At 60.6% G+C, this 15,006-nt stretch carries 12 protein-coding genes; 8 read left to right on the top strand and 4 right to left on the bottom strand.

What is annotated here, in order from left to right; all coding sequences use genetic code 11:
- Positions 1-88: 88 nt before the first annotated feature.
- The 4 genes from HHJ17_RS05730 to trxA form a co-directional block, all read right to left on the bottom strand.
- Positions 89-1,804, bottom strand: a complete 1,716-nt coding sequence (locus HHJ17_RS05730; protein ID WP_296498804.1) for a hypothetical protein — start codon at positions 1,802-1,804, stop codon at positions 89-91.
- Between the two features lie 104 nt (positions 1,805-1,908).
- Entirely contained in the window at positions 1,909-2,193 is a 285-nt protein-coding gene (locus HHJ17_RS05725) for a type B 50S ribosomal protein L31 (protein WP_296498801.1), read from the bottom strand.
- 100 nt (positions 2,194-2,293) lie between these two features.
- On the bottom strand, positions 2,294-3,559 hold the full coding sequence (gene rho, locus HHJ17_RS05720; RefSeq protein WP_296498798.1) for a transcription termination factor Rho: 1,266 nt from the start codon (positions 3,557-3,559) through the stop codon (positions 2,294-2,296).
- Between the two features lie 222 nt (positions 3,560-3,781).
- Positions 3,782-4,114, bottom strand: coding sequence for a thioredoxin TrxA (trxA, locus tag HHJ17_RS05715; RefSeq protein ID WP_296498796.1), 333 nt, complete (start codon positions 4,112-4,114; stop codon positions 3,782-3,784).
- Positions 4,115-4,200: 86 nt separating this feature from the next.
- Here trxA and HHJ17_RS05710 point away from each other — a divergent pair, with 86 nt between their 5' ends.
- The 8 genes from HHJ17_RS05710 (at position 4,201) to HHJ17_RS05675 (ending at position 14,968) form a co-directional block, all read left to right on the top strand.
- Entirely contained in the window at positions 4,201-6,708 is a 2,508-nt protein-coding gene (locus HHJ17_RS05710; RefSeq protein WP_296505218.1) for a PD-(D/E)XK nuclease family protein, read from the top strand.
- Positions 6,709-7,063: 355 nt separating this feature from the next.
- The gene (locus HHJ17_RS05705) at positions 7,064-10,390 is read left to right on the top strand and encodes an exodeoxyribonuclease V subunit beta (RefSeq protein WP_296498791.1); all 3,327 of its coding nucleotides are present in this window, start codon (positions 7,064-7,066) and stop codon (positions 10,388-10,390) included.
- A 64-nt stretch (positions 10,391-10,454) separates the two neighbouring features.
- Positions 10,455-11,705, top strand: coding sequence for a TIGR03862 family flavoprotein (locus tag HHJ17_RS05700; RefSeq protein WP_296498789.1), 1,251 nt, complete (start codon positions 10,455-10,457; stop codon positions 11,703-11,705).
- Between the two features lie 188 nt (positions 11,706-11,893).
- The gene (locus HHJ17_RS05695; RefSeq protein WP_296498787.1) at positions 11,894-12,190 is read left to right on the top strand and encodes a helix-hairpin-helix domain-containing protein; all 297 of its coding nucleotides are present in this window, start codon (positions 11,894-11,896) and stop codon (positions 12,188-12,190) included.
- Between the two features lie 201 nt (positions 12,191-12,391).
- Complete coding sequence (locus HHJ17_RS05690; protein WP_296505216.1) at positions 12,392-13,003, top strand: hypothetical protein; 612 nt, start codon at positions 12,392-12,394, stop codon at positions 13,001-13,003.
- Positions 13,004-13,386: 383 nt separating this feature from the next.
- A complete protein-coding gene (locus HHJ17_RS05685) occupies positions 13,387-13,677 on the top strand; it encodes a hypothetical protein (protein ID WP_296505214.1) in 291 nt (96 codons plus the stop codon).
- A gap of 156 nt (positions 13,678-13,833) precedes the next feature.
- Positions 13,834-14,445, top strand: a complete 612-nt coding sequence (locus HHJ17_RS05680; protein WP_296505212.1) for a methyltransferase domain-containing protein — start codon at positions 13,834-13,836, stop codon at positions 14,443-14,445.
- 13 nt (positions 14,446-14,458) lie between these two features.
- Positions 14,459-14,968, top strand: coding sequence for a C40 family peptidase (locus HHJ17_RS05675; protein ID WP_296498777.1), 510 nt, complete (start codon positions 14,459-14,461; stop codon positions 14,966-14,968).
- Positions 14,969-15,006 lie beyond the last annotated feature (38 nt).

Raw genomic sequence — 15,006 nt, 5'->3', positions numbered from 1 at the left:
GAGCTTGCCGCACTCGATCAGTTCTATTCCCTACAGCGCGGCCAGTTGCCGCATCGCCGGCCGATGATGACGGCTGCTGCGAGGTCTGTTAGGACCCCGGCTTGGCTTTACGTTTGTAGACGAGCAGGTCCTCATTGCGGTCAGAAGGGTGGCGCATGGCACTGTGAAAAGACCATTGCGTTTCATCGATTTTTACTGGCAGTATTTTTATCGCATCCTTGTCCACGATCAGCCAGGGGCAGCTATTCTTGGAGTCCATGGGTCGCATGACCAAATCACCATGGAATTGAAAGGCGGCGATCTGGCCTCGACTCAGGCCATAGGCTTCAACGCAGCGCGGTGGTTGCTGCATGACGATCAGCGTGCGACGCACCAGCGGCACGTAGCTGCGGGCGAAATCAAGCAGCGGTAGCCAGAGGGTCATGAGCAATAACCAGCACAGGGCGGCCCCACCGGCTGGCAGAACCAGACTTTTCCAGATAGCGGTGCGGTGCCGGCCTACACGCCATTTGACAAGCCAGGTCCACGCCAATGTGGCGGCCAATGCTATTAAAAAAGGAGCGAAAGAGAAGCTGTGTTCAAACCCCGGAACCAGTCGGGCGACGTTGGCCGCGGGTTGCTTGGGCACACCGGTCTGCATCGCGATCCAGACGACCCAGATGATAAAAGCACAGCCCGAAAAAAATATCAACGTGAACCAGTCCACCAAGGCTGCCACGCTTCGGCGCAGCGTGGGCAGGGCAAAAGCCGCCAATGCCGCCAGAGCGGGCAGGGCGAGTAGTAAGGAGCGCTCTCCCGAAGCGGTGGTCAGTGTTGCCCCCACGGCAACGCCTGCAAACCACAAGGGTAGCGCCAGATGCCGGCTGGGTGTGCCACCACGAATCAACTGGCGACGCCAGCGCCACAAAGTCCACAACGCCAGCGGCCAGGCTGGCCAGGTGAACCACAGCAGCAGACGCCCCATGCTGCGCCACTCAGTCCAGCTTGCCTCGGGTAGCTCAATGCGCCAGCGCCACAAATCGAGCATGCTGGCGAGCAGGGCCGCAAGTATGGTCACCAAGGCAATGCCGCTGGCCCTGAAAGCCTTGAGCCGTGTGGCGTCAGGCGCAGAAGATCGATCCAGCAGGTGAATCACCGCACTGCCGGTGCCGAACAAAAGGGCCATAGTGGGGGCGCCAGACAGGGCCAATCCCGTCAGCCCGATGATGCCACTGATGGCAGGTGTCACCGTGCTGTAGGGCAGGGCGGCCAGTCCGAAAAAAGCCAGGGCCGTAAAACAGAGTTGGGCCAACGCCGGCGTGGTTTCGTGTGACAACTGTGCCAGGCCCAGGCAGGCAATAAACGCCAGCAAGCCACCATCGGCCATGGCGCGTGCGTAGTCAGGCGGCAGGGCTTCGCCGCCGAAAGCAAACGCCACAGGTTGCGCCTCGGGACTGCGCGCCAGGTAGTAAGTGCCGTACCAAGTGGCAAACAGCGTTAGCGTCAGCAGCAAAATAAAGGGGATGCGTGCGGCGAAGTCGGGCGCAACCCATGCCGGTGCCAGTTGCATGGCCCAGGCGCCAAACCAATAGGGAAGCAACGCGTCAACCTCGGCTGGCAACCCTAAGAGCTGCGGCGAAAACCAAGCAGTACCGCCACGCGCCAGTTCGGCCATATAGCCGAAAGCGGCCATGTCGGCACTTTTCCAGGGTTCGCGGCCCAGAAAACCTGGCAGCACATAGGCGAGGCAAAACAACAGCAGGGCGATGCGCGGCAAACGGTGGACGGCGCCTTGGGCAACGATGGCAGGGGTGGGTTGATTCACGCTAGGTGGCTGGAGAAAAATATAAAACGGACGGCAATGCTAAATCAAAGAAAAAGGCAGCGCGGTAACCCGGGCTGCCTTTTAGACAAGAAGCGTTTGCCTGTTTATTCGGCTGCAGCTGGTGCGATAGCTTCGGCGGCTTTGGCCTTGCCGAAACGGTTGCGGAAGCGCTCAACACGGCCACCCATGTTGTCCACGGATTTCTGTGTGCCCGTGTAAAAAGGATGTGACTCGCTGGAAGTATCCAGTTTGTACAACGGCAGTTCGCGGCCGTCTTCCATCTTGATCATCTCTTTGGTGTTGGCGCAAGAGCGCGTCACGAATTTGAAACCATTGGACAAGTCCTGGAAGCAAATTTCGCGGTAATTGGGGTGAATGCCTTCTTTCATATCTTCTCCATCAGTTGCGCTAGCCGCGACAGGCCCTTGAGCAAACCTTTGCACAATTCAAAGCCTAGCGTACTTATCGCATATAACCGTAAATTATAACTTAGCCGCCCCGACGCATCATGTCGAAGAACTCGCTGTTGGTCTTGGTGGCGCGCATTTGCTTGAGCACCATTTCCATGGATTCAATTTCATCCATGTTGTACAGAAACTGACGCAGGATGCGGGTTTTTTGCAGAATTTCGGGCGCCAGCAACAGCTCTTCGCGGCGGGTGCCGCTGCGGTTGAGCTGGATGGACGGGAACACACGCTTTTCGTACAAGCGACGGTCCAGGTGGATTTCACTGTTGCCAGTGCCCTTGAACTCTTCAAAAATCACTTCGTCCATTCGGCTGCCGGTGTCGATCAGCGCAGTGGCGATGATGGTCAGTGAACCACCTTCTTCCACGTTGCGGGCCGCACCCAGGAAGCGCTTGGGCCGTTGCAGGGCGTTGGAGTCGACACCACCGGTCAACACCTTGCCACTTGAAGGCACCACGTTGTTGTAAGCGCGCGCCAGGCGGGTAATGGAGTCCAGCAGGATGACCACGTCTTTTTTCAGCTCGACCAGGCGTTTGGCCCGTTCGATCACCATCTCGGCCACGTGCACGTGGCGGGCGGCGGGCTCGTCAAAGGTGGAGGCAATCACCTCGCCCTTGACGGTGCGCTGCATTTCGGTCACTTCTTCCGGCCGCTCATCAATCAACAGCACCATCATGTGGCTGTCGGGGTAGTTGGCTGAAATGGCGTGCGCGATGTGCTGCATCATCACGGTCTTGCCGCTCTTGGGCGGGGCCACCAGCAGGGCGCGCTGGCCCTTGCCGATCGGCGCGATGATGTCGATGACGCGGGCGGTGATGTTTTCTTCGGTCTTGACGTTGTCGCGTTCCAGTCGCATCTGTTCATTGGGGAACAGGGGCGTCAGATTCTCAAACATCACCTTGTGTTTGTTATCTTCCGGTCCGCCGCCGTTGACCTTGTCCAGCTTGTTCAGGGCAAAGTAACGCTCGCCGTCTTTGGGAGTGCGCACTTCGCCTTCAATCATGTCACCGGTGTGCAGATTGAAGCGGCGGACTTGACTGGGGCTGATGTAGATGTCGTCGGTACTGGCGGTGTAGCTGGTATCCGGGCTGCGCAGAAAGCCAAAACCGTCGGGCAAAATTTCCAGCACGCCATCGGCGATGATTTGCTCACCCGTGCGGGCGCGCTTTTTAATGATGGCGAACATCAGCTCTTGCTTGCGCATGCGGCCGGTGTTTTCAATCTCAAGCTCTTCAGCTTGCTTGAGGACTTCCGACACGTGCAGTGCCTTGAGTTCGTTTAAGTGCATGGAATGGCCCAAATGGGTGTTGAACGAAATACGGGGGGAGATGTGTGTGAGGCGGATCGGTATCCGCAACCGCAAGGTTTTAAACCTGGAACTCGAACTGACTCGGGGTGAGCGTCAGCGAATTAAAGTGATTATGACAGGAAAACGGGGAGGGGAAAACTGCAGCCTTGAAGCGTTGTCAAGGCTGCACGATAAAGTCAAGCCGCTGGGGCGTTGACCGGATCAGGCCAGTTGCTGGTCAATAAAGGCGGTCATTTGGGCCTTGCTCATGGCGCCGACCTTGGTGGCCGCCAGTTGGCCGCCCTTGAACAGCATCAGTGTGGGGATGCCGCGAATGCCAAATTTGGCCGGAATGTCGCGGTTTTCGTCCACATTCATTTTGGTGACTTGCAGCTTGCCTTCATAGGCGGTGGACACTTCGTCCAGAATCGGCGCGATCATCTTGCAAGGTCCGCACCACTCGGCCCAGTAATCTACCAGCACGGGCAGAGCCGATTGCAAGACGTCCACTTCAAAAGACGCGTCAGACACATGTTTGATAAGTTCGCTGGCCATTGTTTTTTCCTAGATTGGTAGTCGGTACAGGTAAAGTGGGGAAATTGTGACAGAAACCAAGCCCATCCACCGATTGCCCATTCCCTATGGATGAAATAGTAAAAAAACATCACGCAGACCGAGCGTGGGACCGCGTCATGGACCAGATCCGTGCCGCGATGACGCTTCAGAACGTGCATGCCTCGCGCGTCGTGGTGCTGGTGCCCTATGCCCAGCTGATGCAGGAAGCGCGCAGCGCTTGGTTGCGCGGGCTCGACAACGCGCAGACTACCGCGCATTTTTTGCCCCGCTTCGAGACCACCATGAACTGGACCCGCAGTCTGGGCGGCTTTGCGCCCAGCGGGGACGATGTGCGGCTGGACGCTGCGCGGGACGTGCTGACCGCCGCTTCATTGCTGTCGCGCGCCGGGCTGGCGGCGCATCAAAATGTGCTGACCGGGCGCTTGATGGAAGCCACCTGGAGTTTGGCGCGGGTAGCCGCTGCCGTGCCGCCGCAGGCGCGAGCGCAGTGGGGTGCGGACCAAGGCGCCACGCTGACCACCGGCATGGAGTCCTCGGTGCTGGCGCTGGAGGCTGCGACGGCGCAGATTGCGGTGGCGTGGGCCGCCAGCTCCAGTTATCCGTCGGACCCGGTATTTGCGGCCGCGCCTGAGTTGCTGGTATTGCTGAGTGGTTTTCAGGCCGAACCCATGGCCCTGGCGTTGCAGCAGGCGCTGGGTGAGCGGGCGATGGCGCTGCCGCTGGCGGTGGACGCCGATTCAAATGGCGGTGCCGGCCAGGTGGCCCTGCATGCCGCGCAGGATGCCGAAGATGAAGCCCATTGCGCGGCGGCTTGTGTGCTGGCACATCTGGCCGCCGGGCGCACGCCCGTTGCTTTGGTGGCGCAGGACCGGGTGCTGACGCGCCGGGTGCGGGCCATGTTGGGTGAACGTGGCGTGGCGGTGCGGGACGAAACCGGCTGGAAGCTCTCCACCACGCGTTCGGCCGCCTCGCTGATGAGCCTGCTGCGGGCACTGGTGTGGGATGCATCGACCGATGCGGTGCTGGACTGGCTCAAAAATGCACCGGCGTTTGCCCCGCCAGCGGTGACACAGGCCGAGGTGAGCTGGCGTCGGCTCGGGGTGCGCGACTGGCGTTCGGTGCCGGTGGCCGAGGGGGTGGCGGTCCCGGTGCAAGCGTTGCGCGACACGCTGCAATCCGGGCGGCCGCTGGCGCGCTGGCTGGCTGATTTGCGCGTCGCCTTGCAAAGCGCGGGGCAATGGCCGAACTTGATGCAGGACCCGGCTGGCCAGGCGGTGCTGGACGCGCTGCGTCTGCGCGAGGGCGCCGAGCTGGAGTTTGCCGATGTCCCAGCGCGCATGAGTCTGAATGACTTCACGTCCTGGGTCAGCCAGACGCTGGAGGCGGTGAGTTTTTCGCCGAAGCATCCGCCCCACGCGCAAGTGGTGATCCTCCCTTTGAGCCAGCTGCTGGGGCGGCCGCTGGCGGCGGTGGTGTTGCCCGGCTGTGACGAGGTCCGGCTGCCGGTGTCGCCCGAGCCGCCCGGTCTCTGGACCCCGGCCCAGCGCGCGCTGCTCGGCCTGCCGTCGCGCGAAGAACTGGCCGCGGCAACCCGTGCCGCCTGGCATTACGCGTTGCAGTTTCCCCATGTTGATGTGTTGTGGCGTCTGAGTGAGGGGGGCGAACACCTGATGGCCAGCGGTTTTGTGCAAGAGTTGCAACTGCAGCAGGCCGCCGCGCTGGTGGCCGACCCCAGCGTGTTGCGGGCCCTGACGCCGCAGCCCGGCCGCATGCCAAGCCCGGCGGGCGATGCGCTGCCCTTGACCCGGCTTTCCAGCACCGCCTACGAAGACCTGCGCCGCTGCCCGTATCGCTTTTTTGCCTTGCGCCAGCTCAAGCTGCAAGAGTCGGATGAGCTGGACACGGAGTTGGGCAAGCGCGATTTTGGCAATTGGCTGCACGGCGTGCTGAAGCTCTTTCATGAAGCCTTAAACAAGGCGCCAGCCCCCGAACTGATTGTGCGAGTAGCTATGATTAACGTAGCAGCGGAGCAGGCCACGGTGGAGCTGGGTTTGTCGCCGAGTGAATTTTTGCCCTTTGCGGCCGCTTGGCCGCGGGTGCGTGCCGGCTACCTGGAGTGGTTGGCCGGGCACGAGGCGGGCGGCGCCACCTTCAGTGAGGCCGAATCCTGGAAAGAAACCGCGCTGGGTCGCTTGACGCTGGTCGGCAAGATCGACCGGATTGACCGTCTGGCGGACGGCAGCGCGCTGGTGATCGACTACAAAACCGAAGCGCCAGGCACCACGGCCCAGCGCATCAAGCAGTCGCTGGAAGACACTCAACTCGCCTTTTATGCGGCGCTCCTGACCGACGACATGCTGGCTGCTGCCTACGTCAATGTGGGGGAGAAGGACGCGACCAAAAGCTACGGGCAACCGGACATTGTGGCTTTGCGGGACCAGTTGCTGGAGGGCATTGCCACGGACATGGCGCGGATTGCGGGTGGTGCTGGGATGCCGGCGTTGGGGGAGGGCAAGGCTTGCGAGTTTTGTGCGGCGCGGGGGTTGTGTCGGAAGGATTTTTGGGGGGATTGATTGCTTTTTGGGCTTTTTGGGAGTTTTCCCCCACTCACTCCCCCAGCCCCTCTCTCGCCCCGCCGGGCGAAAGAGGGGAGCCTCATTTGGCCGCGTTTTTAAAGGGGATGAGTTCCTCTTTGAGGGCAACAATCTGGAGCGAGCTAAAACGAATGTCAATGAGTCTTACGCATGGGAATGAACGACAACGTTAAGTTGCGCGTGTACGTCCCACCTTCAAAAACAAGGCCAAATGTGGCAGTTAGCCCCCCTTTCCGCCCCGGCGGGGGTGGAAAGGGGTTGGGGGATAGGGGGGGGAATACAGCATAGAAAAAACCACAGCATTGAAGCGCAGATAACAGAACCAAATCAACAAATGCCTAACTTTGAACCCCAAGCCGCCTACGAACACAACGGCCAGCTCGTCAGCCCCGAAGCGTTCTACAAAATCGCCTGCGACCCGCGCCGCAGCGTCGCGGTTGAAGCCTGCGCCGGTGCCGGCAAAACCTGGATGCTGGTGTCGCGCATCGTGCGGGCGCTGCTGGATGGCGTGGACGCCCAGGACGGGCAGCTGCGGGTGCAGCCGCACGAGATTCTGGCCATCACCTTCACCAAACGGGCGGCCAGCGAGATGCGGGAGCGGCTCTACAAATGGCTGGCCGACTTTGCTGCGGCCGACCCCGCGACGCTGGTCAAAGAGCTGCGGGATCGCGGTGTTTTGATTCAAAACGACCTCCAGCCCCCGTCTATCCTGCCTGAGCAGCTATCAAATTTATACCAAAGCATTCTCGCCAGTGGGCGGCAAGTGCAGGTACGCACTTTTCACAGCTGGTTTGCCGCCTTGTTGCGCACCGCGCCGCTGGCGGTTCTGCAGCAAATGGCGTTGCCCGCCAACTACGAGTTGCTGGAAGATGACGCCCCGGCCAAGGCGCTGGTGTGGCGGCGTTTTTATGCGGCCTTGCTGGCGGACGCGGCGCTGAAAGCCGACTTTGAAGCGGTCGTCTTTGAGCATGGCCGCTCGCAGACCGAAAAAGCGCTGCAGACCGCGCTGGACAAGCGCACCGAGTTCGCCCTGGCCGACGCCCAGGGCGTGGTGGCCGACTCCGTGCAGCACTTCTGTGACCAGTACCCCGACTTTGCCTGGCTGGAAGCGCCGGATGACTTTCTGCGGGCCACCCCGCTGCGCTGGCAAACCCTGCTCGACGCGGCCAAAGCGCTGGGCGGCGCCAGTGCCAAAACGTTTGCCGCCAAAGGCGTGGAGCTGGAAATGGCGCTCACCAGCGGCGACATCGCCGCCGTGTTCGCGGCCTTGCTGACCGCCACCGGCACGCCGCGCAAGTTTGGCGAGAAGATCGCCGGCATCGAGGGGGTGCGCGAGGCGCAAGACCTGGTGCTGCGCGTGGTGGCCGCGCGCCTGCAGCATGCGGCCTGGACCTACCAGCAACGCATGGCGCGCCTGACCCGTGTCCTGCTCAAAGAGTTCTCCGCCCTGAAATGCCAGCACGGCTGGGTCGACATGAACGACGTCGAGCGCGCCGCCTTGGTCATGCTGGGCGACCCGGTGTTGTCGGGCTGGGTGCAGGAACGATTGGATGCCCGCATCAAGCACCTGCTGATCGACGAGTTTCAGGACACCAACCCGCTGCAATGGCAGGCGCTGCGTTCCTGGCTGAGTGGCTACGCCGGCTCGGGTGGCGGATCGAGCGGCGGCGACGGGGCCACGGCGCCGAGCGTGTTCATCGTTGGCGACCCGAAGCAAAGCATCTACCGCTTTCGCCGCGCCGAGCCGCAGGTGTTCAAGGCGGCCAAAGAATTTGTGCGTGACGGCCTGGGCGGCGACCTGCTCAGCTGCGACCACACCCGGCGCAACGCCTCCGGCGTGATTGACTGCGTCAACGCCGCCATGGGGGAGGCGGCGCAGGCCGATGGTTATGACGGCTTTCGCCCGCACACCACCAGTTCGGCCGAGGCAGGCGAGGTCTGCAAACTGCCGTCCATCCCCCGGTCGGCGCGCCCGGCCGGTGCGGCGGACGCTGACGCTGACGCGTGGCGTGACAGCCTCACCACCCCGCGCGAAATCCCCGAAGAAACCCTGCGCACCCTGGAGGCACGCCAAGCGGCGCACTGGATTGCGCAGCAACTGCTTCGCGCCAAGCTGCAACCGTCCGATGTCATGGTGCTGTCGCGCAAACGCGTCGGGCTGATGCCTTTGCAGGACGAGCTGCGCAAGCTGCACATCGCCGCCCAGATTGGCGAAAAAACCGAGCTCATCGACTGCTGCGAAGTGCAAGACATCGTCGCCTTGCTTGATGTGCTGGTGTCGCCGCAGCACGATCTGTCGTTGGCGCGGGTGCTCAAGTCGCCCTTGTTTGGCCTGGGCGATGACGCCCTGGTGCAGCTGGCGCTGCTGCAGCGCGAATCGAATCAGCCGTGGTTCGATTTGCTACAAAAAACAGAGCTACTGGCGCCCGATGGACGGGGGCTGGCGGTCGTTTTAATGCAATGGAAACGCTGGCTTGACCAGCTGCCGCCGCACGACGCCTTGCAGGCCATCTACAGCCAGGGCGACGTGCTGGCCCGCTTTGCCGCGGCAGTGCCCGCCAACCAGAGGGAGGCGGTGCTGGCCAATTTGCGCGCGCTGCTCGGCGTGTCGCTGCAACTGGGCGGCGGGCGCTACGCCACGCCGTATGCCTTTGTGCGCGCCCTCAAAGCCGGCGGTGTGCTGGCGCCGGCTGCCGTGAATCCGCTGGCGGTGCGTCTGCTCACCATTCACGGTGCCAAGGGTCTGGAGGCGCAGGCCGTGCTGTTGCTCGACACCGACACCCCGGAGCGCAACGCCGACACCATGGGCGTGCTGGTGGACTGGCCGGGCGAGGCCGAGTGGCCGAACAAGTTTGTCTTTCTGGCCAGCGAGAGCAATCCGCCCGCCTGCGCCGTGCCGACGCTCGACGCCGAACGGGTGGAGCGCCAGCGCGAAGAGCTCAACGCCTTGTACGTCGCCCTGACACGCGCTCGCCACACGCTGGCAATCTCCAGCATCGAGCCGTACCGGGCGGCCGAGCGCAGCTGGTGGCAGCGCCTCGCCACCCTGGCAACGGCGGTCACGCCCGATCCGTCACCCGTGCCGGTGGTGGCCGCGGCCACGGCGGTTGCCCGAGTTTTTTATATCAAAGAACTGCCGCTAGCCCCCGTAGAATCTTCGCAAGCAGCTATAAAAAAAGAAGCAAAAGAGGGCCTGGGTGACGCGACGGAGGAGGAAGACTCCCCCACGGCGCGCCTCGGCAAAGCCATGCACCGCCTGCTGGAGTGGGGCGAAGTCTCTGCCGGCAACACGGCGGCCGCGGTGCGTGAATTTGAGCTCAGCCCGACGCAGGGCGTGCAGGCCGCCGCCATGGCCGAGCGCATTTTGCAGGGCGAGGGCGCCTGGGCCTGGGATCAGGCGGTGGTCGGCTGGCAGGGCAACGAAGTCGAACTGATGGTCCAGGGCGAGTCGCTGCGGCTGGACCGGCTGGTGCAGCGCAAAGACGCCGACAATGCAGGCCATTGGTGGGTGCTGGATTACAAGTCGGCCCACGCGCCGCAAAACCAGCCCGAACTGGTGGCGCAATTGCGTGCCTACCGTGCCGCCGTTCAGGTCATTTACCCGGACGACGTGGTCAAAGCGGCGTTTTTGACCGCGCAAGGTGCCTTGGTAGAAATTTAATTTGTCATTCCCGCGCAGGCGGGAATCCGGTTTTTGAGGGTGAATAAAAGTGAAGAGTGATGCGATGAAAAAAGTGATTGTGGTCGGTGGTGGTCCCGCCGGTTTGATGGCCGCCGACGTGTTGTCGGCCGCTGGCGTGGAAGTGCATGTGTATGACGCCATGCCGTCGGTGGGCCGCAAGTTTTTGCTGGCCGGCAAAGGGGGCCTGAACCTGACGCACTCGGAGCCGGTGGATATTTTTGCCTCGCGCTTTGGCGCCCGGCGCCAACAGATTGAGGCTTTGCTGCAGGGTTTTGACAACCAACAAGTGCGTGAGTGGGCCAAGGCGCTGGGGATCGAGACCTTTGTCGGCACCTCGGGCCGGGTCTTTCCTGCGGACCTGAAGGCGGCGCCGTTGCTGCGCGCCTGGCTGTTTCGCTTGCGCCATCCGGCCGCTGGGCCGAGCGTGCAGTTTCACATGCGCCATCGCTGGACCGGCTGGAGCGCGGACAGCAGCGAAGGCACGCATTTAAGTTTCGACACACCGCAAGGCCCGGTGCAGGCACAAGCCGACGCCGTGGTGCTGGCACTGGGCGGCGGCAGCTGGGCGCGGCTCGGTTCCAACGGCGCCTGGGTGCCATGGCTGCAAGCGCGCGGCGTGGCGGTGGCGCCGCTGCTGCCGACCAATTGCGGCTTTGATGCCAAAGGCGGCTGGAGCGAGCACTTTGCCAGCCGCTTTGCCGGCCAGCCCTTCAAGACGGTGGCGATTCATTTCACGACCTCGCAGGGCGTCAGTTTTCAGCGCAAGGGCGAGTTTGTCGCCACCGCCACCGGGCTGGAAGGCAGCCTGATTTACGCCGCCTCCAGCCTGCTGCGCGACGGCATCATCCGCCAGGGGCAGGTCACCCTTCATCTTGATCTGCTGCCTGATATGTCGGCAGAAAAAGTGCTGGCCGAAGTGCGCCACCCTCGCGGTTCGCGCTCGCTCTCCAGCCACCTGAAAAGCCGTTTGCATATCGACGGCATCAAGGCCGCCATGCTGCATGAGTTGCTGAGCAAAGAGCAGATGAATGACCCGGTCGCACTGGCCGCCGCCATCAAGGCCCTGCCCATCACGCTGGTCGCCGCCCGCCCGATGGACGAAGCCATCAGCACCGCCGGGGGTGTGCTGTTTGAGGCGGTCGATCAGCACCTGATGCTGGAGCAATTACCCGGCGTGTTCTGCGCCGGCGAGATGCTGGACTGGGAAGCACCTACCGGCGGCTATTTGCTGACGGCTTGTTTTGCCAGCGGCAAACAGGCGGGCGAAGGCGCTTTAAACTATTTAAGCCGCTAGCCCTTGCTGGACGGGTGGGAGTAGCTATCAAGACGATAGCTGCTCTCAAGCATCAGGGGTCCGAACCTGGGCCCGGCACTGGCTTTGCAACCAACACATGCCAGTCCGTTGAACGGGGCGTCATGCCCGGTTGTCAATTGGCCGAATCAAGTTAGGATTTCTCCTGTTGTGCAACAGGAGGACCACCTATGCCACGCTTGACATCTCCTCGGCCCCATCCGCCTCAGCGACTGGAAGACCTTCCCTATATTGGCAAAGCGATTGCGGCCGACCTCAGGCGGGTCGGCATTCAGCAGCCCGCACAACTGGCCAAGCTCGACCCTCTTGAAACCTATGGCCAACTGTCGCAAGTGATGGGGCAGCGGCAAGACCCGTGTGTGCTTTACACCCTGCTGTCGGTGCAGCATTTCTTTGAAACCGATGAGGTGCGGCCGTGGTGGCACTTCACCGCACGGGGCAAAGAATTGCTCCATTCAAAAAAATAATCAGCGGACAAAGTCCGGCCCACCGATTTCAGATTTCCAGCGCTTGGTGTGCGTTTTCGTATGGACAGTTTGCTGCGCGGGTCGTTACATTTCGAATCGGTACCGTCACGTTACGCGCTTAAAGTTTCAGTCTGACCTGCTTTCTGAGTCTGATTACAAAGTTCTGCCATCAACGCAATGCCCTATACATTCTTTATTCGTATGCTGAAGGACCCACGCACAACCGGTGCCCTGGTGCCCTCGTCCGCCCGACTGGCGCGTGAACTCGCCCATTTGGCCAAGGACGCCGAGCATGTCCTTGAACTGGGCGCAGGCACGGGTGCCGTGACGCAGGCCCTCTCCCAGGTGGTTGATGTTGAGAAGCTTCAAGTGGTTGAGCTGCAAAAAAACCTGGCGGCTTCGTTAACAGAGAAATATCCGGATTTGCTGGTTTTGCAGTCAGCAGCGCACCATGCCCTCGACAACTATCCGCAGCACGGGTCGGTGGCGATTGTTTCCAGCCTGCCGTTTCGGTCGCTGCCGCCGGCCATCAAAACCTTGACCATCAACAGCCTGCTGGTGTTTCTGAACGCATCGCCGGGGTCTTTGCTTATTCAGTACACCTACGGCTTGGGCGCGCCATTTGCCGTGCCTGCCGATTTCAAGTGGCAGCAAATCAAGTGGATCTTTGCCAACTTTCCCCCGGCGTGCATTTGGGTGCTCTCAAAAACAGCGGACAGGCCCATCGTGGGCCCAGCGCCGTCGATTCAGCGCAGTTCAGTTGCCCGACTCAGAGCGCCGACAGAAGCAGAAGATTTAAAAAAATTAATGTAAGTGTTGTCTTCTTCCCGTAACGTTGCTCGGGCATATTTTGAATGTGCCCACATTAAAAATGTCATGAACTGGATGCTGATTGAACGCCAACGTCTGTGAGACGCCACTCGCGGAATTCATGGAGCTCCGCCGACCGCCTGAACAGGCCCCGTGGCATGGCAAATGCAGACGCCTTCAACCGCTGAGCGCTTGGCTGTGAGCCCACTGCAATCGCTGCTGGCGTGACCTGCAAATGAGGAATATCAACGGCGAGAACATGAAAACGACAGAGAATCCCGCCATGGCAGATGGCCTCTGTTCGTTGCAATGGCAATGAAGCTCGCAATGGCGATTGAAGCGCATAAATAAAAGCAATTAAAACTACATCAACTGATGTTTCAAGTATGAAAAAAATAACAAATCATCAATCAGAGAAGCGCATGGGTAAGGACCATTTTTACTGTGGCTATGACACAGTTTCAAGACGGATTCGATTCACGGTTGAAGCGGCCTCAGAGGACGAAGCCCAGAAATTCATGCTGAGCGTCGCGCCACTGATTGGAATTACAAAAGACGAAAAGTTTTTCTTTGTTGTGCTGGAAGAAATCCCACAAGGCGTTCCAACGTTCATGAAATGGTTTTTTGAAATGGGCAAAGCTGACCGAAGTGCGGAGAGTCAGCTTCAGCCCGCATAAAAAATTCAATCAATTTTCAGTATCCGAAAATTGCAGTAGTGAAATGGTCATACGGCCACGACGCTGGCCAGATAAGCTGGCCGTCAATCTTGCATTTGAAGTTATCAATGGGTTGCGGCTTAGACTTGGTTCAATTTTCACTACCGAGCATCCACCATGGCAGGCCCTACGACAGAATTTTGGCAAGAACGTTTTGAGAAAAAGGAAACCGGCTGGGACCGGGGCAGTCCCAGCCCCCAGTTGTTGGCATGGCTGGACCGTGGTGAACTGCAACCCTGCCGTATCGCGGTACCCGGCTGTGGCAGCGGCTGGGAAGTCGTTGAACTGGCCAAGCGGGGCTTTGACGTCGTTGGCATTGATTACACCGCCGCTGCCGTGCAAAAGACGCGAGCGCTGGTCGATGCCCAAGGCCTCAAGGCGGAGATCATCCAGGCGGATGTTCTGAACTACCAGCCAGAAAACAAATTTGACGCGGTCTACGAACAAACGTGCCTGTGTGCCATTCATCCCGAACACTGGCTGGCGTACTCGCAGCAATTGGTGAAGTGGCTCAAGCCCGAGGGCAGTTTGTGGGTGATGTTCATGCAGATGCTTCGCCCGGCTGCCAGTGAAGAGGGCGTGATTCATGGCCCGCCGTATCACTGCGACATCAATGCGATGCGGGCTTTATTTTCGGAGAAAGCCTGGATCTGGCCCAAGCCGCCCTATGCCAAGGTGGCCCATCCCAATCTTTCGCATGAATTGGCACTGCGCTTGGTTCGGCGCTGAGCCAATTGGGGGCATGAAAATTCATAATAATTTGGGCCTGACAGCTATTGCTGTGTCGCTTTTTCTCCTTCTTGGCGGATGCAGCACGGCGCCCTCCGTTCGCATTGGCCCTGCTTCCATCGCGAACAAGGACGTGTCATCAAGCGTCTCTCAAGAGCAGGCGGATGACATCACCATCTACGCTGTCGGACTGGTTGGAACGCCGTATCGCTATGGTGGCAATACGCCGGATTCGGGTTTTGACTGCAGTGGCTTGATTGGCCATGTCTACCAATCAAGGGCAGGTGTTGCGCCACCTCGTACCGTGTCACGGCTGCAAAGTTGGGGCCAGCCGGTAGCGAGTGACAGCATCCGTTCAGGGGATCTGGTTCTCTTTGCCCAAAACGATGTGGCCACCCATGCGGGAATCTATGTTGGGGATGGCCGTTTTGTTCACGCGCCGTCTACGGGCGGGGAAGTCCGGCTTGACCGCTTGAGTTCAAAGTATTGGTCATCCAGATTGCTCGCTTTCCGCAGGCCTTGAAGCCGGGTGAGCCAAGGTTTACGCCGGGGTGGCTGATG

Source organism: Rhodoferax sp. (assembly GCF_012927445.1).
GTDB lineage: Bacteria > Pseudomonadota > Gammaproteobacteria > Burkholderiales > Burkholderiaceae_C > Rhodoferax.
The sequence above is the reverse complement of the archived record's forward strand: the minus strand, read 5'-3'. Positions and strand labels throughout refer to the sequence as shown.

Excerpts from the sequence above, each read along its gene's own strand:
- HHJ17_RS05680 (WP_296505212.1), top strand. The coding sequence starts at position 13,834 with ATGGCAGGCCCTACGACAGAATTTTGGCAAGAACGTTTTGAGAAAAAG.
- HHJ17_RS05695 (WP_296498787.1), top strand. The coding sequence starts at position 11,894 with ATGCCACGCTTGACATCTCCTCGGCCCCATCCGCCTCAGCGACTGGAA.
- rho (WP_296498798.1), bottom strand. The coding sequence starts at position 3,559 with ATGCACTTAAACGAACTCAAGGCACTGCACGTGTCGGAAGTCCTCAAG.
- HHJ17_RS05675 (WP_296498777.1), top strand. The coding sequence starts at position 14,459 with ATGAAAATTCATAATAATTTGGGCCTGACAGCTATTGCTGTGTCGCTT.
- trxA (WP_296498796.1), bottom strand. The coding sequence starts at position 4,114 with ATGGCCAGCGAACTTATCAAACATGTGTCTGACGCGTCTTTTGAAGTG.
- HHJ17_RS05690 (WP_296505216.1), top strand. The coding sequence starts at position 12,392 with ATGCTGAAGGACCCACGCACAACCGGTGCCCTGGTGCCCTCGTCCGCC.
- HHJ17_RS05685 (WP_296505214.1), top strand. The coding sequence starts at position 13,387 with ATGAAAAAAATAACAAATCATCAATCAGAGAAGCGCATGGGTAAGGAC.
- HHJ17_RS05725 (WP_296498801.1), bottom strand. The coding sequence starts at position 2,193 with ATGAAAGAAGGCATTCACCCCAATTACCGCGAAATTTGCTTCCAGGAC.
- HHJ17_RS05710 (WP_296505218.1), top strand. The coding sequence starts at position 4,201 with ATGGATGAAATAGTAAAAAAACATCACGCAGACCGAGCGTGGGACCGC.
- HHJ17_RS05700 (WP_296498789.1), top strand. The coding sequence starts at position 10,455 with ATGAAAAAAGTGATTGTGGTCGGTGGTGGTCCCGCCGGTTTGATGGCC.
- HHJ17_RS05705 (WP_296498791.1), top strand. The coding sequence starts at position 7,064 with ATGCCTAACTTTGAACCCCAAGCCGCCTACGAACACAACGGCCAGCTC.